The sequence below is a fragment of the Pseudomonas pichavaramensis genome, assembly GCF_050473265.1.
Classification (GTDB): domain Bacteria; phylum Pseudomonadota; class Gammaproteobacteria; order Pseudomonadales; family Pseudomonadaceae; genus Aquipseudomonas.
Map to the genome: position 1 here is coordinate 34343 of NZ_JBJKFJ010000020.1, position 17755 is coordinate 52097.

Sequence of the window (17755 nt, forward strand, 5' to 3'; positions counted from 1 at the left end):
TCGATTTCCGTTCATAAGCTGCCAGGTTTCTTCGAACGCGACTCGCTCAGAGGGTCTGCCTCGGCGATGGCGCGATCGAGCAATGCGCTGTCGTGCACCCGCTCTTCGCTACCGCCGCCATCGTCATTTCTGGCCGGTTGCAGTTCGACCTTGACCCAGCCGCTGTCGCGGCGGTCGAACGCCTTGAATGCCTCGATGACATCAGTCATCGGCTTGACCTGGGTGAGAATCTTTGCCGGGTCGATGCGCCCGGCCTGAACCATCTCGATCAGCCGCGGGATATAGCGCCGGTGGTTGCAGTTACCCATGTTGATGGTGAGGTTCTTGTTCATCGCCTGACCGATGGGAAACTCGCGGGCTTGCTGCGGATACACGCCGATGATGGCCAGGGTGCCGGCCTTGGCCAACGCATCGACGGCCCACTGCAGGGCTTGCTCGGGTGCGTCCCCGGGCTGCCACTCGTCTCCCTCGGCCTGGCGGGGCGAGTGGTCATGGGCCGGGCATTGGGCGTCGATGCCGACGGCATCGATGGCGCGGTCCACACCGATGCCGTTGGTCAGCCGGCGCAAGGTGTCGACAGGGTCCTCGCGGTCAAAGTTGATCGTTTCCGCGCCCTGGCGCCGGGCCATGTCCAGGCGGTCGTCGAGATGGTCGATGGCGAATACGCGTGAGGCACCGAGCAGTTTGGCGCTGGCGATGGCGAACTGGCCGACCGGGCCGCAGCCGAACACTGCAACGGTATCGCCGCTGCAGACCTCGGCCAGCTTGGCGCCGAAGTAGCCGGTGGGGAAGATGTCCGAGAGCAGGATGGCCTGGTCATCGCTGATCTCGCTGGGCAGTTTCACCAGGCCGATATTGGCGAAGGGGATACGTGCCATCTCGGCTTGCAGGCCATGGAAGGCACCGGTTATCTCCGGCCCGCCGTAGAAGGAGGTTCCCGCTTCCTTGCCATTGGGGTTGGCCTCGTCGCACTGGGCGTAGTAACCGGCCCTGCAGTAGGCGCAGTTACCACAGGCGATGGTGGAGGGCACCACGACGCGGTCGCCGATGCTCAGGTTGCGCACGTCACTGCCCAGGGCCTCGACGATGCCGACGGCCTCATGCCCGAGAATGGTGCCCTTGCGCATACCGCCCACGCTGCCACGCACGAAATGCAGGTCGGTGCCGCAGATGGCCGAGGCAGTGATGCGGATGACCGCGTCGGTACTGGCCTGAACTTCGGGTTCAGGCACCTCGTCGAGACGGATATCACCGATATCGTGAAACACCACTGCTTTCATGACTGCCTCCCGTTAGCCGGCCGTTTGGCCGCATTGCGTGGACTCAGGCTGTTCGCCGGGCGCTGCGGGCATGACCCGCGCCTGTGTTTTTCGAGTCGGCACAGGCTGGCAGGGTTCAGGTTATTTATCGTTGAACAGGCCTGAAGGCAGCGCGCTGGCATGCCATCGAACTGGGCTTTGGCTGCGCTCAGCGCTGCAGTTCCAACAGTTGCAGCGAACGTCCGGCCAGCTCGACCCATTGCTGCTGGACGGGAACGGCGTTGGTCTGTGCGCTGAAGGTGTCGACCAGGCAGCGCCAATGGCGGCCACCGTTGACTTCCGGCAGCTGGAACTCGCATCCCTGATGATGGGCGTTGAGCAGCAACAGCAGGGTGGCGTCTGCGCCGCTGCGTTTGAGCCCCGACGGCTGGGCGCGGCCATCCATGAGCATGCCCATGCAACGCGCGTCTTCATCGTGCCAGTTGTCCTCGCTCATCTCGCTGCCATCCGGGGCCAGCCAGGTCACGTCTTTGACGTCCAGCTCTTCGTTGTAATGGCCGACCAGGAAACGTTGCCGGCGCAGGATGGGGTAACCATGGCGCAAACCGATCAGATGGCGGCAGAAGGCGAGCAGTTCACGACCTTCGTCATCGAGAGACCAGTCCACCCAACTCAGTTCGTTGTCCTGGCAATAGGCGTTGTTGTTGCCGTGCTGAGTGCGGCCGAACTCGTCGCCCGCCACCAGCATCGGCGTGCCTTGGGCGAACAGCAGCGTGCCCAGCAGGTTGCGCATCTGCTGCACACGCAGGCGGCGGATCGAAGGGTCGTCGGTGGCGCCTTCGCAGCCGTGGTTCCAAGACAGGTTGTGCTCGGTACCATCCTGGTTGTTCTCGTCGTTGGCCTCATTGTGCTTGTGGTCGTAGGACACCACGTCGCGCAGGGTGAAGCCGTCATGCGCGGTGATGAAGTTGACCGAGGCAAAGGGGCGGCGACCGCGCTGGTTGTACAGGTCGCCCGAAGCGGTCAGGCGGCTGGCCAGTTCGCCCAGTTCACCGCCGTCGCCTTTCCAGTAGGCGCGCACGTTGTCGCGGAACTTGTCGTTCCACTCGGCCCAGCCAGGCGGGAAGCCGCCGACCTGATAGCCACCCGGGCCGCAGTCCCAGGGTTCGGCGATCAGCTTGACCTTGCTCAGCACCGGGTCCTGGCGACAGGCGACGAGAAACCCGTGGCGCTCGTCGAAGCCATGGGCATGGCGACCGAGAATGGTCGCCAGATCGAAGCGAAAGCCGTCCACGCGCATTTCCGTGGCCCAGTAGCGCAGCGAGTCGGTGACCATGCGCAGCACGCAGGGATGGCTCAGATCGAGGGTATTACCGGTACCGGAATCGTTGATGTAGTAGCGGCGCTCGTCCGGTAACAGGCGGTAGTAGCTGGCATTGTCGATACCGCGCATGCACAGCGTTGGGCCACGTTCGTTGCCCTCGGCGGTGTGGTTGTAGACCACATCGAGAATCAGCTCCAGGCCGGCCTTGTGCAGGTGGGCGACCATCTCCTTGAACTCGCTGATGCGACCACTGGCAAGATAGGCCGGGTGCGGTGCGAAGAAGCCGATGCTGTTGTAACCCCAGTAGTTGGTCATGCCTTTTTCCAGCAGGTGCTGGTCGTTGACGAAGGCATGTACCGGCAGCAGTTCCACGCTGGAAACGCCCAGCTCACGGATATGCCGCAACAACTCCGGGTTGGTCAGCCCGGCGCAGGTGCCGCGCTGGCGCTCGGGTACGCTGGGATGGCGCATGCTGATGCCGCGCAGGTGCGCCTCGTAGAGCACCGTGCGCTCCCAGGGAATGCGCAGCTGAGGTTGCTCGCCCCAGGTGAAGGCGGGGTCGATCACCTTGCACTTGGGAACGAACGGTGCGCTGTCGCGCTCGTCGAAGCTCAGGTCGCCGTCAGGATCGCCAATGGTGTACCCGAACAGCGCCTCGGACCACTGCAATTGCCCCACCAGCTGCTTGGCATAGGGGTCGATCAGCAGTTTGTTGGGATTGAAACGATGGCCGGCTTCGGGCGCGTAGGGGCCGTATACGCGATAGCCATAAACCTGGCCGGGACGGGCATCGGGCAGGTAGCCATGCCAGATCTCGTCGGTGTATTCGGGCAACTCGATGCGCTCGATTTCCGTTTCGCCGCCCTCGTCGAACAGGCATAGCTCGACGCGCTCGGCGTGCGCCGAGAACAGCGCGAAATTGACCCCCAACCCATCCCAACTGGCACCAAGCGGAAAAGGACGGCCCTCGGTAACACGTGAACGATGCTGTCTGCGCATGGGATCAGGCCTTCGGCGCTTTCGGGGTACGTGGTGCGCGCGGCTTTTTCAGCAACGCAGGTTGCTCGGCGTCACTGACCGGTACGGTCTTGGGCTTGCTGATGCGCCGTGGCTTGGCTGCCGGCGCGGGTTGCTCAGCGGCCTCAGCCGCTGCTAGCTTGCTGGCCATTTGCCAATGTCGCTCGTGTTGACCCTCAGGGCGGCCTTCGGATTCCCAGATCTGAAACGCGAACTCGCGGATACGTTGCTCATCGGTGCTCATGACGTGACTCCTTCAGGCGAAGCAGATTGACGGGTAATTCAGCCAGAGCGGCAGATAGCTCGATCTGGGGTTCAGGGTTGAGCCGGCAGGGCGCCAGAGAGAATTCGACGCGAGCCTCCTCGAGTTCAGGCGGCAACAGCACACGGGTATCGCCCCAGCGGTCAGGCGGTACGTGCGGCCGCTCATGTTCCGCCAGCAGGCCTGCAGCCAGGCGTGGGGCGATCACCAACAGATGTTCGTCAGCGTTGCTACGCAGGAAGGCCAGCGCCTGTGCTGCATGCTCGCCGACCACCGCCAGCGGTCGGTAGCTGCCACCGGCGAACAGCTGCGGCCGCGCCGTGCGCAACGCCAGTACCTGCTGAATCAGCCACTGCTTGATACGTCCATCCTTCCAGCTGGCCAGCTTGCTGGCGGGTGTATCGTCCTGGCTCAGGTGCTGCTGACGCAGGGCGAAGTCGACCTGCCTGCGGTTATCCGGATCGACCAGGCTGAAGTCCCAGAGCTCGCAGCCCTGGTAGAGGTCCGGCACGCCCGGCGTGGTCAGACGCAGCAGACACTGCACCAGGCCGTTCAGGGCACCGGCAGGCGCGAGGCTGGCCACGCTGGCGGCCAGTTCAGTGCGCAACGCCTGGCCTGCAGGTTCGCTCAGCAGACGCCGCAGAAAATTGGCGCACGCCGCCTCGTAGGCCTCGTTCGGCGCGCTCCAGGCGCTGTTCAGCTTGGCTTCACGCAAGGCTTTGCGTTGCCAGCCGAGCAGACGCTGCAGGTAAGCGTCCAGGCCGGCCGCATCGTCCGCCTGCAGGTCGAGCGGCCAGCTGCCGATCAGGGTCTGGTAGAGGATGGCTTCTTCGCCGGCATCCGGCGCCTGCGGCGTGTCGCTGCTGCGCAGCGGTTGTGCCAGTTGCCGCCATTGGCGTACGCGCTCGGCGTACCACGGGGCACGTTCGCTGAGTACCGCCAGGCGTGCCCGGCAGTCCTCACCACGCTTGTGGTCGTGAGTCGCGGTGGCCAGCAGGCTGTGCGGGTGCTGCGTCGCGCGCTCGCGGCAGGCCTGGTGGAAGGCCTCGACGCTGGCACTGAAATGTTCGGCATCGAAGCCCACGTCATAGCGCGACAGCAGCACGCCGGCGCGATACAGGGCGGTGTCCTCCACGGACTTGGCAGCCACTGGTGAGGTCAGTTGCTGGAAGCGCGTCAGTGCTTGAGCCCGCAGGCGCCGCGCTCGGCCGGGGGGCATGGCGCGCAGGAAGGCGCCGCCGAGCCAGTCGTCCAGGTACGTCAGCAAGGGCCAGTCTGCCTCGCCCAAGGTCTGCCGGGCTGCCTCCAGTGCCTGCTGGAAGAACCGCCGATCCTGCTGTGAGCGGCCACAGGCCTGGGCGTAGGTGCGGTAGACGGGGAAGTGCACGATCAACTCACGCAGCGCGCGGCGGATGGCGCCGAGGGTCAGGTCGCGGGTGGCGATGTCATGCCGGGCGACTTGTAGCAGGCGCTGGGCCACTTCCTCCAGATCGCCGGCCAGCGAACCTTCCAGCACCAGCCGGCGTGCCTGCTGCACCTCGTCGGCGAAGTTCGCCGGGCGGCCACTCAACTCCTGCCACAAGGCGCCGAGCGGCAATTCGCCGTGTGGGTCGTGCTGCAGCAGTGACAGCTGATTCATGAACTCGTAGCCGGTGCTGCCGTCCACCGGCCAGTCGGCGGGCAGGTGCTCGCCGGCGCCGAGAATTTTCTCGACGAAGACAGGGCAGGGCGCGTCGCCGCGCAGTTGCCTGACGCGTCGCCGCAAACGGCTGCAATACGCACGGGGATTGGCCAGGCCGTCGATATGATCGATACGCAGGCCGTCGACCAGACCTCGTTCGATCAACTGGAACACCTTGGCATGAGTCTGTTCGAACACCGCCAGATGTTCGACGCGCAGGGCGCCCAGTTCGTTGATGTCGAAAAAACGCCGCCAGTTGATGTCGTCGGCCGCGGTGCGCCAGCTGGCCACACGGTAGTGCTGACGCTCGAGCAGCGCGTGCAGGCGCTGTTGCGCCGCAGCGTCGCGTCCCTGAAAACGAGCCAGAAGCGGGGCGATGTCCTGCTCATGAGTCGCCAGTTTGGCGCATAAGCGCCCGGCCTCGGCCCGACTGTCGGCATCGCTACCGAGCCTGGCGAAACACCGGCCCAGATCTGACAGCGCGGGAGCCTCGCTGCTCTGCAGAATGCTGGCGTAGCTGGGCGGGGTGAGGGGCAGGCGGTGCTCGAAATGCTGCGCATACAGGCGTCCCTGCTGGACATCGAAGCCCAGCTGCAGCGTGCCCTGGCGCAGGGCCTCGCCGTAGTCACTGCGCAAGAAGGGCACCAGCAACTGGCCGCTAAGCAGGGGGTCGTGGGACTGCCACTGGATATCGAAGAATTTCGCATAGGGGCTGTTCTGCCCCCACTCGAGGACATCCAGCCACCAGGGATTACGGTCGCCGCCGACCGCCATGTGGTTGGGCACGATATCCAGGATCAGGCCCATGCGGTGATCGCGTAGAACCTCGACAAGGCGCACCAGCGCCTGTTCTCCACCCAGTTCCGGGTTGACCTGGCTCGGGTCGACCACATCGTAACCATGTGTCGAGCCAGGACGCGCGGTAAGAATGGGCGAGGCATACAGATGGCTGATACCCAGGCGGGCGAAATACGGCACCTGCGCTGCCGCATCGAGCAGGGTGAAATCCTTGTGTAGCTGCAGGCGCAGCGTGGCGCGCAGTTCAGTCATCGCCGGCCTCCTGTCGCGCCCGCTGCAAGGTCGCCAGGCGTGTGCTGGTGGCTGGCTCCTCCAGCAACTGGCCGACCGGCCTCGGATAGCGCCGGCGCCAGTTGGGATGGGTGTCGCCCGGGCCCGGCAGGTTGGGCTGCTGCTCCAGAGCACAGGCATCTTCCAGTGGCAACAGCGTCAGCGGCGCGGGCGTGCCGCCGATGTAATCGATGCAGGACTGCAGCAAGGCGTCATCATCAGTCCCGGTGACCGGGCCACGGCGCTCCAGCGCCTGGCGCAGGGCAACACGCTCGCCCGCGCGTTCCGCGTGGTCGCCTTCGAGCAGATTCGCAGCGCGCTGGCCGACGCGCACGCGCCACTCCAGATCGTGGCCGGCGATCCAGCCCTTGATGGTTGGCAGATCGTGGGTGGTGGTCGTGGCCAAGGCATCGCCGGGCCAGTGCTCGGCTGGTACGAAACCAAGGTCATCCTGCTCGAACAACAGCACCCGCGTGCCGAGGATGTTGCGCCCAGCCAGTTTGTCGCGCAGGCCCTCGGGTACGGTACCAAGATCCTCACCGATCACCAGCGCCCGGTGGCGATGCGACTCCAGAGCCAGTAGACGCAGCAGGTCATCCAGCGGATAGCGCAGATAGGCTCCGTGCTCAGGCTCGCCACCCTGAGGAATGACCCACAGGCGTTGCAGCCCCATGACATGGTCGATACGGATGCCGCCGGCATGGGCCAGGTTGGCCTGAAGCATCTCGATGTAGGCACGAAAACCATGCTGGCGCAGCCCCTGCGGCGAGAATGCCGATACCCCCCAATTCTGTCCCTGACGGTTGAGAATATCCGGGGGCGCGCCCACCGTGACCAGCGGCAGCAGCTCCTCCTGGCGCGACCAGGCCTGGCTACCGGCGCAGTCGGCGCCTACCGCCAGATCGGCGATCAGGCCGATCCCCATGCCGGCGCCGCTGGCCGTGGCCTGCGCGCTTTCCAGGCCGTGGGCAATGAGCCACTGGCAGAAGGCGTGGAAACGCAGTTCGTCGGCGTGTTCGATGGCAAAACGCGTCACCGCGTCCTGCGTAGGGCTGCGCAATGCTTGTGGCCACAAGCGCCAGTCGCTGCTGCTTCCCTCGCGCAAGCGCTCCGCATGCAGGGCCTCGAAGCAGCAGTGCTGCTGCAGGGCATCACCACCATTCGCGCAGAACACCTGGAACTGGCTCTGCAACTCGCCGTGCGTCGTTCGAAAATCCTGGTACAGCTGACGCAACAAACGCTGCCGCGTATGTGCCACAGCCGGCCAGTCGATCAGTTCGAGTGTCTCCAGACGCGCCATCTCGTTCTCCAGGCCGGCCGCCTGAATGGCGCGATGCACGCGCTCGGCCCCCAGCAAGGTGATGGGAGAGGCGTACAGCGTATTGAAGAACAGGCGACTGGACGGCGAATAAGGGGAAAAATCACTGCGCTTGGCGGCGAACTGCGCATGCACCGGGCTCAGCGCCAGTGCATCGGCCCCCTGATTGGCAGCGTGGCGGGCCAGATCCGCCACGGCCAGGGTGTCACCCAGGCCGCCATCGCCGGCACGACGCAAACCGTACAGCTGCGCCACCAGCCCCCAAACGTGCTTTCTGCCGCACAGTTGCTGCACCGACAGGCAGGCTTGCGGCGTCACTGCCAGCGGGTGGCGGCTATCGCGAATCTGCAATTGGTAATAACCCGGAACCTGCTGTGCGGGCAGACGGCCGTCGGCGTCGAGCCGGCCATCGACGACCTGGCCCTGTTCATCGCTCAGCCGGTAGGGACTGTGCGCCGGGTAGCGCATCAGGGGCAGTGGCTGACCTTGCTCCTGCAGCAGCAAGGTGGCCTCGCAGGATGTGTGGCGCTGATGAGTCAGTTCAGCCAGGCTCGCCTTCAACTGCTCGGGACTCTGGGCCGGATAGCCGAGCGCTTCCAGCAACTGGCGTTGCGCCTGCGGGGTCACGCTTTGTGCGCGGCCATGGGCGTCGACCCAGTCGATGCACAGGTCGGCGGCCTGGGCCAATTCGGCCAGCAACTGATCACTCATCGGGCGGGCTCCAGGGTAACCAGTGCGCTGTGTGCAGGCAGCCGTTGCTGGCGTAGGTCTTCATTGTCGATGCGCCAGGTGTAAAGCCTCTCGCCCTGGATTTCAGAGGGCGACAGACTGACCTCGGCGCTACCGAGGTTGACCGCGATGCTCAACGCCGGCCCATGGCCGAGTCGCCAGCGCGCCAGCACCGCGCCGTCGCCAAGCACCTGGGCGCCGAGGCTGCGCGCCTGTTGCATACCCGGCAGCAGACGACTTCGGCGGACCTGCAGCAGGCCCCGGTAGAAGCTCAGCCATTCGCGTTGTTCGGGCTCCAGCGCCGCAGCCAGATCTGGCTGCGAGCGCTGGAAGCTGGCCAGCGCGTTGGGGTCGGCGATGGTTTCACGGGCATGTGCGGAGGAAAACTGGGAAAAATCCGCGAACTCATTGCGCCGACCTTCCCGCACCGCGCTGGCCAGCTCGTCGTGGTAATCGGTGAAGAACAGAAACGGGCGTTTGCACCCCCATTCCTCGCCCATGAACAGCAGCGGCACCATCGGGCAAAGCAGCACGAGGACGGTGGCAGCCCTCAGCGCGTCGTGGTCGGCCAGCAGTGCCAGGCGCTCGCCGAAGGCTCGGTTACCTATCTGGTCATGATTCTGCAGGAACAGCACGAATGCGTGCGGCGGCAAGTCGGCGCTGGGTTCGCCCCGAGGCTGGCCGTGGCGATTGGCCTGCCCCTGATAGACGAAGCCCTGCTCGAGCAGCGTGGCCAGCTTACGGGTCGGCGCCTGGGCATAATCGGCGTAGTAGCTTTCGTTCTCGAAGGTCAGCAGCGCATGCAGGGTGTTGTGGCCATCGTCGTTCCACTGAGCATCGAAACCTGCGCGCAACAGCTGCGCTGTGTTGTGTTCATTCTCCAGCACCAGGTGCACTTGGCGCTGCGGCGCTATTGCCGAACGCACGCGGGTGGCCAGGTCCATGAGGAAATCGTCATCGTCGATGGCGTGTACCGCATCCAGGCGCAGGCCGTCGACACGGTAGTCCAGCAGCCACATCAATGCGTTCTCACAGAAGAAGTCGCGCACTTGCGGCCTGGCGAAGTCGATCGCCGCGCCCCAGGGCGTGACGCGCTCTTCATGGAAGAACTGCCGCGCATACAAACCAAGGTAATTGCCATCCGGGCCGAAATGGTTGTAGACCACATCGACGAACACCATCAGCTCGTAGGCGTGGGCGCTGTCGATCAGCTGCTTGAGCTCTTCGGGCGTGCCATAGCAGTTGGCCGGGGCGTACGGCAGCACACCGTCGTAGCCCCAGTTGCGCGTGCCGGAAAAGGCGTTCAGCGGCATCAGCTGAAGGGCCGTGATGCCCAGATCGGCCAGGTGCGGCAGGAACTCGATGACCTGCTGAAAACCGCCGAACAAGCCGACATGCAGCTCATAGAGCACCGTTTCATGCCACGGGCGACCGTGCCATTCGTGGTGATGCCAGGGGTAAGCCTGCTGGTCGACGACCTGACTGAAACCGTGCACGTCGTCGACCTGACGGCGCGATGCCGGGTCCGGCACCGACCACTGGCCATCGATGCGATAGCGATAGCGTGTATCAGCCGGGCAATCGTGAAGCAGTACGTACCAGCCATCCTCTTGCGCCGGCATCGCATGGCACTGGCCATTTTCGAGCTCGAGCTCCACCTGCTGGCAGCTCGGCGCCCACAGGGCAAAGCGCACGCGTCCATCGGCCAGTGGCCGGGCACCATGGCAATACATCAGCGGGCAACCCGACGGGCGCTGGCCTGGCTTAGCAGACGCTGGAACAGCCGATGGTAGGGTTGCACCGATTGTCGCCAGTAGAGCGGGGCGCCCATGGCCTGACAGCGCATCGCCTCCAGCAACTGTGGGTGCTGGTACACCTGCAGTGCGCGGTCGATGGCTTGGCGATAGTCGTCCACCTGCGGCGCCTCGAAGAGAAAGCCGCTGACGCCGTCCTCGATGCTGTCGGCCAGGCCGCCGGTGCGCCGGGCAATGGGCAGCGACGCATAACGCTGAGCATACATCTGGCTCAACCCGCAGGGCTCGAATCGTGACGGCATGAGGAGAAAGTCGCTCCCGGCATACAGGCGCCGTGCGTCGCTCTCTTTGAAGCCGATATGCACGCCGATGCGACCGCGGTGTCTGCGGCCAAGCTCCGCCATTGCGGCCTCCAGTGCCGGCTCGCCCTGGCCGATCACGGCGATACGACCGCCCCGCGCGACAATGTGTTCGGCCACGTCCAGGGTCAGGTCTATACCCTTCTGCTGCACCAGGCGAGAAACCACGGCAAACAGCGGTCCATCGTCATTGAGGCCCAACCAGCTTTCCACATAGCCAGCGTTGGCCCGCTTGCCCGCCCAATCGCCAGCCGCGAAACCTTTCAGCAGATGAGCGTCGAGGTAGGGATGCCAGCTTTCGTCTATGCCATTGGCGATACCGCTGAGCTGGCCGAGTTCGACCTTGGCGCGTAGCAGGCCGTCCAGGCCACAGCCCTGTTCCGGTTGCGTGATTTCACGGGCATAGCGGCGGCTGACGGTGGTGACATGCCGCGCATAGGCGATACCGGCCTTGAGGAACGACAGGCGGCCATAGAACTCGAGACCCTCGACGCCACATGCGGCTTCCGGTATCGCCAGCTCACTGGCGCAGCGCATGTCGCAAAGCCCCTGATAGGCGAGGTTGTGAATAGTCAGCAACGCCGGTGCGCTGGCTCCGCGCCAGGCCATGTAAGCTGGCGCCATGGCAGCTGGCCAGTCGTTGGCATGCACCAGTTCCGGGCGCCACTGGATACCGGCTTCGCCCGTGGCGATTTCTGCAGCGGCGAGGCCCAGGCGGGCAAAGCGAATGTGGTTGTCGGCCCAGTCGTTGCCTTCGGCATCCACATAAGGTGTGCCATCGCGCTCGTAGAGCGTCTTGTTGAGCACGACGTAGACGATCAGACCGTCGGCTAGATCCATACGGCCGATATGGCACGGCGGCAACGCGGCCAGACCGGGTAATTGCCCGACGATACGGATCGGACGACCGCTGTTGACCACCTGACGATAACCGGGAATCAGCAGGCGGATATCGTGTTGAGGCGACAGGGCGCGCGGCAAGGCTGCCGATACGTCGCCCAAGCCGCCGCACTTGATCAGATCGGCGAACTCCGAGGTGACGAACAACACACGTTTGCGCTGAGGATGTTCGCTGTGCATCTGCAGGGATGGCTTGGCAGCAGCTGTGAGAGGAGTATGTGGGGGAATCTGTGCGGAGGCTGCAGCGCTTGCCATGTCTTTCTCCAATGGGGTGAACCTTTGAACTCATCGCTTCGTGGGCGATTGACCATGGAGGAGAACGGCACAGGAATCGGTCCGCTGCTTCGTCTCCCCCCATACTTGTTGCTGACGGGACTAAACGGACAAAGGTTCGACCTTTTTTTGCGTGCGCAGCGAAACGCTAAACCTTGAACTTTGCCCCGTAACTGCGCTTCCACAGAGCACCTATTCGTTCTCTTCAGGAGGCTCTCTGGATGGACAGCGTCAAGCAGGTGGTGAACTTTCTTCGCCAGTCCGAACTGAGCCTGACAACCGCTGAATCCTGTACCGCTGGGCTGATGAGCTCGCTAGTGGCAGAGATTTCCGGTAGCGGTCAGGTGCTCGACTGCGCCTTCGTCACCTATTCGCCACAGGCCAAGCAGCGTTCCCTGGGCGTCAGTTCGCTGACCATGGAGCGTTTTGGCCTCACCAGCGAAGAGGTGGCACGGGAAATGGCCCTTGGCGCGCTAGAGCGCAGCGACGCGGATATCGCGCTGGCCAATACGGGCCTGGCAGAGGCGGAGGGCAAGATGGACGGGGTGCAGTGCTTTGCCTGCGCGATACGCCTCGGCCTGAATGAGGGGGTCGTCAGTGAAACCGTGCAGTTCACAGGCAGCCGTAACCAGGTGAGAGTGGCGGCCGCGCGTCATGCCTTGCAGCACTTGCCTTACTACCTTGAGCGTCTGCGCCGGAACTGAGACAGAAGGAATTGCCGGACTGCCGTGCAGCCCGGCAATCTGGCCGATTACTGCTCCGGCAACTTGCCGTTGATCTGCTCGGCGCGCTGTAGATGTTTCTCCAGCTTGGGCAGGGTTTCGCGGGCGAACTTGGCAATCTCCGCGTCATCGACATTCACACCGCGGCGGAACAGTTCGATGGTCTGGCGGTGGGCCACTTCCTGGTTGTTCATGTAGGCCTTGTCGAAACTGTCCTCGTCTCGCAGGTCGAGCACCATGGCCTTGGCCTGGCTTATCAGCTCCGCATCGTCGGAAACCTCCAGGTCCTTGCTGTTGGCCAGTTCTTTCAGTTTCTGATTAGCGCTGCGGTGATCATCGATCATCTGCTGGGCGAAGTCCTTGATCTGCTGATCTCGTGAGGTCTCCAGCGCCAGCTTGGCGGTTTCGATCTCGGCGATGCCCTTCGCTGATGCCTCTTCGACGAACTCCTCGGTGCTGATCGGCTCCATCTCGTCTGCGGCGTGCAAGCTGCTGACAGCGCAAACGGCAAAAGCGGCGGCGGCCAACCAGGCCAGTGGTTTGAGTAGGTGCATGTTCGATCCTCCTGGGATTGTGCGTTCACAGGGGTAGAAGGGTCGTGGACGGGGGAAGTTCAGGACAAATTTGCCCAGACGTTACCGCACAGAAACAAGCGCAGCGGCGCGCCCCCCGGAGCGCTGCCAGAAAAATTCAAGTCGAACATAACCCCGGCGAGCCGCCTCAAAAACTACCCATAGCGACCGTTGCCGTCGCCCGGGTGGATGCCATGCGAAAGCCATGGTCCAGCGGACAAAACAGTGCGCGGGCAAGCGTACTCTCAATAGCCAGGAGTAGCCGATGAGCAAGCCAGACAGACCCACCGAGCCAAGCCAGATGGCAGGTACAGAGACCCGCGACCGGGCCAACCGTAACGCCAAACTCGATCAGCTCGAGCGCTTTCGTGAAGACGCCAGCGGCCAGGCGCTGACTACCAATACCGGGACTCGCATCGCGGACAACCAGAACAGCTTGCGCGGCGGTGAACGTGGGCCGACGCTGATGGAAGATTTCATCATGCGCGAGAAGATCACCCACTTCGATCATGAGCGCATTCCCGAACGCGTGGTGCATGCCCGTGGCGCTGCCGCCCACGGCTACTTCGAAGTCACCGCTGCGGCGAAGGATCTGACCTGTGCGTCATTCCTCGCCGAAGAGGGCAAGCGCACCCCTGTATTCGTGCGCTTTTCCACGGTGCAGGGGCCTCGCGGCTCGGCGGACACGGTGCGTGACGTACGCGGTTTTGCCGTGAAGTTCTACACCGACGAAGGCAATTTCGATCTGGTCGGCAACAACATGCCGGTGTTCTTCATCCAGGATGCGATCAAGTTTCCTGACTTCGTTCACGCGGTCAAACCTGAACCGCACAACGAGATGCCCACCGGCGCTTCCGCCCACGACACCTTCTGGGACTTCGTATCGCTGACGCCGGAATCGGCGCATATGGTGCTCTGGGTCATGTCGGACCGCGCCATCCCTATCGCCTATCGCTCGATGCAGGGCTTCGGGGTGCACAGCTATCGCCTGGTCGACGGCGAGGGGCGAAGCAAGCTGGTGAAGTTTCACTGGCGACCCAAGGCCGGGGTCTGCTCCCTGGTCTGGGACGAGGCACAGAAGCTCGCCGGCAAGGACCCGGACTTTCATCGACGCGGGCTGTGGGAGGACATCGAAAGAGGGCTATATCCCGAGTGGGAGCTCGCGCTGCAGGTGATGGACGAAGAGGACGCGTTGCGCTTCGGTTTCGATCTGCTCGACCCGACCAAGCTGGTGCCCGAGGAGCTGGTGCCGGTCAGGGTGGTCGGGCGTATGGTGCTCGACCGCAACCCCGACAACTTCTTCGCTGAGACGGAACAGGCAGCGTTTCACGTTGGTCACGTGGTGCCGGGCATCGACTTCAGCAACGACCCGCTGCTGCAAGGGCGCCTGTTCTCCTATACCGACACCCAGTTGCTGCGCCTGGGCGGGCCCAATTTCAACGAGATTCCGATCAACCGGCCGCTGTGTCCGTTCCACAATAACCAGCGCGATGCGCCGCATCGTCAGCAGATAAACAAGGGGCGAGCCTCCTACGAGCCCAACTCGATCGACGGCAACTGGCCGCGGGAAACGCCGCCAGCGGCCGAGGGCGGTGGTTATCGCTCCTATCCGGAGCCACTGCAGGGGCACAAGGTGCGGGTTCGCTCCGCCAGTTTTGCCGATCATTTTTCCCAGGCCACGCTGTTCTGGCGAAGCATGAGCGAAGCCGAACAGCAGCACATCGTCGATGCCTACAGCTTCGAACTGTCGAAAGTCGAGCGTCTGTTCATTCGCGAGCGGCAGGTGAAGGAAATCCTGGCCCATATCGACCCACTGCTGGCCCTGCGCGTCGCGGAAAACCTCGGTATCGACCTGGACAGCACCGCCACCCCGAAAATGCAGGATAAACCCGAGGAGTCACCGGCTCTCAGCCAGATGAATCTACTGCCGGACGACATTCGTGGCCGGCGCGTCGCCATATTGCTTACCCCAGGTTACAAGGCCGACGAAGTCGGCAGCCTGCTCAAGAGCCTGGAAGGCGCTGGCGCCGTGGCCAAACTGCTGGCACCGACGCCTGCGGCACTGAAGAACTCCGACGGCCAGGTCATGCAGCCGGACGGCAGCTTCGCATCGGAACCTTCCATTACCGTGGATGCTGTGTTCGTTCCTGGCGGTGATCATGTGATCAAGACGCTGAAGGACGATGGCGTGGCCATGCATTATCTGCTGGAAGCCTACAAACATCTGAAACCCATCGCGCTCAGTGGTGACGCCGCTCAGCTCGTTGCCATGCTGGGCTTGGATGAGGACGAGGGGCTGGTCTGCGGCGATAGCTTCGATCCGCTGTACATGCGCTTCGAAAATGCATTGAAACAGCATCGCATCTGGGCCCGGGAAATGCGCGCCAAGCGTATCCCAGCCTGAACTGACGCCGAGCCACGTGCGCTAGCGTGGCTCGGCGTCATCATCATGAGGTTGTGGCTGCGTTTGCGGCGACCTGTGGGTTGAAGGACGCAAAGGTACCGGCGCATCCAGCTGTGAGCCTGGGTCCTCGTTACCTGGATCGTCCAGCAGCGACTCACGCCGCCGGCGTCTGGAAGTCTTCACCTCTGGCTTGTCAGGGCACATTGCTCAGGCACTCTCCAGCAAAGGCTCTTCTGCGCATACCTGGCAGGTACGTGCGCACTCCTGGCAGTGCTCGCTGTCATGCAGTACACACTCCTCGGCACAGGCCAGGCAGGCGATTCGACATAACTGGCTGGCCACCGACACATAGTCGCTGTTTCGCAACATCAGCGTAGCCGTCATCCTGCACAGGTCCGCACAGTCGCGGCACAACTCGATGCATCGAAAGCGGTCCGCAATTCCTTCCTGCAAACAGGCTGACGCGCATTGTTCACAAGCATTCGCGCAACTGCTGTATGCAGTAATGTGATCAAGATAATTGTACGGCTCTGTCATTTTGATGCCTCCTTGTATAAGTCGTGCAAATGAATAGGGGCGAGTCAATAAACAGTTACGGTTGTTTGGCTGGTAAGACCGCATCCGTTAAGTACTTGCTAATCAAGCAGAATATGTTGGTTATTTACTGTGTTCAGGTGAACTGGGGGCTCGGCCACCATAACCACGCGGGCCGGCAACTCCCCAGATGATCAAGCCAATAATCGGAACCATCCAGATAAGCAGCGCCCAGAGTGTTTTGGTTCCGACACTTTTGTCACTACGAAAGACGCTGACGATTGCCCACAATTGCACAAGGGCAATAACCGCGGCAGCAATAATTGAGAAATAAATGACTGAGTCCGGCATGCTCATTCTCCTGGAATGACAGTTGTAAGCATGTCGACAGCGACTGCAGTCACTCGATCAAACAATCTCAATGCGAGGTAGCATTCAAGGCAGGAACGGCCTGGATAGAGGCCGACAAATGTTGCGAGTAGTTAGAAGGAGTGATTCGACTTGATCACTTCTATGGTCATGTTCTGTGGTCCGTAGCCGCTGCTGTTGCGCAACGGGTCCCGTTGCATGTCTACGCAGGTCAGTAGCGAACGGCTGAACTCGGAGGGGTTTTCGGCCGGTACGGAGGCTGCCTGGTCTTCAGCGCAATCGCCGTGGCAGCGAAGATCGGCCAGCGCCTCGCTGTTCACCTGATAACAGCTGGCATCGATCTCGCTCAGCGAAGGTTGTACGAAATGCTCAGCAGAATCCGCTTGTGGATGAAAAACCAGCGCCAGCGCTGGTGGTTGGAATGGCTGCCAGACCAGTAGTACTACCAGGCAGGTCGATCCCGCTATGTACGGCCATTCACAAAGGAATTCGTGGCGGTAGGGCATGTGTCTGCCGATACGCCCAAGGAGGGTGTCGAGCCTGTGCTCGCTTATTGCCGGATGATGGCGTCTGGGCACGTCTGTATCTCCCTATCTGTCAGTGAGTTTTCTGCTGTTCCATAAGCGGGCACAGCGCGTGCGGAAAATAGGCTCGCGTGAATAGGTGGGCAATTGCGTGCTGCAACTGTGTTTGACGGCCTCGTTGATAGACTCGGGGTCACGGTCCAGGGTCATGTCGAAATGAATCAACCGGACCACTTCCTGGGCTGAACAACTTTCATCAAGGACACGTACCAACTGCCGCCCATTATTGCCCACCGTCAGAAGAATACTGCCATCCGGTCGCGACTCCATATCGACGTCGTAATGGGACAGTTCTGCTCTGATATTTTCCAAGTCGTGTTTCATGGGGTTCTCCTTTAGGACACCCATGGAAAGTAGCGGCATATTGACTGAGAACCAAAGATCAGGACGAATAGTAGAAAGAAAAGTCAAAGTGACATCATCTACGTAAGCTGTACGTAAATTTAAAGCCGATGGCTCTCTTTGCTAATCAAAATCCTGAAAATAAGAGCCTTGGTGAATTTATTGTTCGCGAACAATGCGTTGCGCATAAGAAAACGAGAACAGCTTCACTTTGACGGAAAATGAATTGAATCCTTGCGCGGCCGTTTTCGCTCAATTAACCGACAATAAATCAATAAACTTAT

Annotated in this window: 14 protein-coding genes; 2 read left to right on the top strand and 12 right to left on the bottom strand. The window is 62.4% G+C overall.

Annotated features, from left to right (window positions below; all coding sequences use genetic code 11):
- Positions 1 to 11 precede the first annotated feature (11 nt).
- From ACJRW5_RS23540 to glgA, 7 genes are all read right to left on the bottom strand, one after another.
- Positions 12 to 1280, bottom strand: a complete 1269-nt coding sequence (locus tag ACJRW5_RS23540) for a zinc-dependent alcohol dehydrogenase (RefSeq protein ID WP_484572907.1) — start codon at positions 1278 to 1280, stop codon at positions 12 to 14.
- Positions 1281 to 1467: 187 nt separating this feature from the next.
- Entirely contained in the window at positions 1468 to 3582 is a 2115-nt protein-coding gene (gene glgX / locus ACJRW5_RS23545) for a glycogen debranching protein GlgX (RefSeq protein WP_484572908.1), read from the bottom strand.
- Positions 3583 to 3586: 4 nt separating this feature from the next.
- Positions 3587 to 3844 carry a DUF2934 domain-containing protein gene (locus tag ACJRW5_RS23550; protein ID WP_484572909.1) on the bottom strand — a complete coding sequence of 86 codons (258 nt, stop codon included), beginning with the start codon at positions 3842 to 3844 and terminating at the stop codon, positions 3587 to 3589.
- Positions 3831 to 6593, bottom strand: a complete 2763-nt coding sequence (locus ACJRW5_RS23555; protein ID WP_484572910.1) for a malto-oligosyltrehalose synthase — start codon at positions 6591 to 6593, stop codon at positions 3831 to 3833. The genes ACJRW5_RS23550 and ACJRW5_RS23555 overlap by 14 nt, the downstream gene beginning before the upstream one ends.
- A complete protein-coding gene (malQ, locus tag ACJRW5_RS23560; protein WP_484572911.1) occupies positions 6586 to 8640 on the bottom strand; it encodes a 4-alpha-glucanotransferase in 2055 nt (684 codons plus the stop codon). The genes ACJRW5_RS23555 and malQ overlap by 8 nt, the downstream gene beginning before the upstream one ends.
- The gene (treZ, locus tag ACJRW5_RS23565) at positions 8637 to 10391 is read right to left on the bottom strand and encodes a malto-oligosyltrehalose trehalohydrolase (RefSeq protein ID WP_484572912.1); all 1755 of its coding nucleotides are present in this window, start codon (positions 10389 to 10391) and stop codon (positions 8637 to 8639) included. The genes malQ and treZ overlap by 4 nt, the downstream gene beginning before the upstream one ends.
- Positions 10391 to 11926 carry a glycogen synthase GlgA gene (gene glgA, locus ACJRW5_RS23570; protein ID WP_484572913.1) on the bottom strand — a complete coding sequence of 512 codons (1536 nt, stop codon included), beginning with the start codon at positions 11924 to 11926 and terminating at the stop codon, positions 10391 to 10393. The genes treZ and glgA overlap by 1 nt, the downstream gene beginning before the upstream one ends.
- A 239-nt stretch (positions 11927 to 12165) precedes the next feature.
- Between glgA and ACJRW5_RS23575 the strand changes: the two genes are divergently transcribed.
- The gene (locus ACJRW5_RS23575; protein WP_484572914.1) at positions 12166 to 12648 is read left to right on the top strand and encodes a CinA family protein; all 483 of its coding nucleotides are present in this window, start codon (positions 12166 to 12168) and stop codon (positions 12646 to 12648) included.
- Positions 12649 to 12695: 47 nt separating this feature from the next.
- Here the strand turns inward: ACJRW5_RS23575 and ACJRW5_RS23580 are convergent, their stop codons facing one another.
- A complete protein-coding gene (locus ACJRW5_RS23580) occupies positions 12696 to 13220 on the bottom strand; it encodes a DUF4142 domain-containing protein (protein ID WP_484572915.1) in 525 nt (174 codons plus the stop codon).
- A gap of 283 nt (positions 13221 to 13503) precedes the next feature.
- Between ACJRW5_RS23580 and katE the strand changes: the two genes are divergently transcribed.
- Positions 13504 to 15642 (top strand): catalase HPII, encoded by a 2139-nt coding sequence (katE, locus tag ACJRW5_RS23585; RefSeq protein ID WP_484572916.1) that lies wholly within the window; start codon positions 13504 to 13506, stop codon positions 15640 to 15642.
- Positions 15643 to 15849: 207 nt separating this feature from the next.
- On the opposite strand, the gene ACJRW5_RS23590 is transcribed toward katE, so the two are convergent.
- The 4 genes from ACJRW5_RS23590 to ACJRW5_RS23605 all read right to left on the bottom strand — a co-directional run bounded on the left by ACJRW5_RS23590 (position 15850) and on the right by ACJRW5_RS23605 (position 17453).
- Positions 15850 to 16179 carry a four-helix bundle copper-binding protein gene (locus ACJRW5_RS23590; RefSeq protein ID WP_484572917.1) on the bottom strand — a complete coding sequence of 110 codons (330 nt, stop codon included), beginning with the start codon at positions 16177 to 16179 and terminating at the stop codon, positions 15850 to 15852.
- A 120-nt stretch (positions 16180 to 16299) separates the two neighbouring features.
- Positions 16300 to 16527 carry a PLD nuclease N-terminal domain-containing protein gene (locus ACJRW5_RS23595; RefSeq protein ID WP_484572918.1) on the bottom strand — a complete coding sequence of 76 codons (228 nt, stop codon included), beginning with the start codon at positions 16525 to 16527 and terminating at the stop codon, positions 16300 to 16302.
- Between the two features lie 131 nt (positions 16528 to 16658).
- Positions 16659 to 17123 carry a hypothetical protein gene (locus ACJRW5_RS23600; protein WP_484572919.1) on the bottom strand — a complete coding sequence of 155 codons (465 nt, stop codon included), beginning with the start codon at positions 17121 to 17123 and terminating at the stop codon, positions 16659 to 16661.
- A 12-nt stretch (positions 17124 to 17135) separates the two neighbouring features.
- Entirely contained in the window at positions 17136 to 17453 is a 318-nt protein-coding gene (locus ACJRW5_RS23605) for a hypothetical protein (protein ID WP_484572920.1), read from the bottom strand.
- Positions 17454 to 17755: the final 302 nt, after the last annotated feature.

Excerpts from the sequence above, each read along its gene's own strand:
- ACJRW5_RS23540 (WP_484572907.1), bottom strand. The coding sequence starts at position 1,280 with ATGAAAGCAGTGGTGTTTCACGATATCGGTGATATCCGTCTCGACGAG.
- glgX (WP_484572908.1), bottom strand. The coding sequence starts at position 3,582 with ATGCGCAGACAGCATCGTTCACGTGTTACCGAGGGCCGTCCTTTTCCG.
- ACJRW5_RS23550 (WP_484572909.1), bottom strand. The coding sequence starts at position 3,844 with ATGAGCACCGATGAGCAACGTATCCGCGAGTTCGCGTTTCAGATCTGG.
- ACJRW5_RS23555 (WP_484572910.1), bottom strand. The coding sequence starts at position 6,593 with ATGACTGAACTGCGCGCCACGCTGCGCCTGCAGCTACACAAGGATTTC.
- malQ (WP_484572911.1), bottom strand. The coding sequence starts at position 8,640 with ATGAGTGATCAGTTGCTGGCCGAATTGGCCCAGGCCGCCGACCTGTGC.
- treZ (WP_484572912.1), bottom strand. The coding sequence starts at position 10,391 with ATGTATTGCCATGGTGCCCGGCCACTGGCCGATGGACGCGTGCGCTTT.
- glgA (WP_484572913.1), bottom strand. The coding sequence starts at position 11,926 with ATGGCAAGCGCTGCAGCCTCCGCACAGATTCCCCCACATACTCCTCTC.
- ACJRW5_RS23575 (WP_484572914.1), top strand. The coding sequence starts at position 12,166 with ATGGACAGCGTCAAGCAGGTGGTGAACTTTCTTCGCCAGTCCGAACTG.
- ACJRW5_RS23580 (WP_484572915.1), bottom strand. The coding sequence starts at position 13,220 with ATGCACCTACTCAAACCACTGGCCTGGTTGGCCGCCGCCGCTTTTGCC.
- katE (WP_484572916.1), top strand. The coding sequence starts at position 13,504 with ATGAGCAAGCCAGACAGACCCACCGAGCCAAGCCAGATGGCAGGTACA.
- ACJRW5_RS23590 (WP_484572917.1), bottom strand. The coding sequence starts at position 16,179 with ATGACAGAGCCGTACAATTATCTTGATCACATTACTGCATACAGCAGT.
- ACJRW5_RS23595 (WP_484572918.1), bottom strand. The coding sequence starts at position 16,527 with ATGCCGGACTCAGTCATTTATTTCTCAATTATTGCTGCCGCGGTTATT.
- ACJRW5_RS23605 (WP_484572920.1), bottom strand. The coding sequence starts at position 17,453 with ATGAAACACGACTTGGAAAATATCAGAGCAGAACTGTCCCATTACGAC.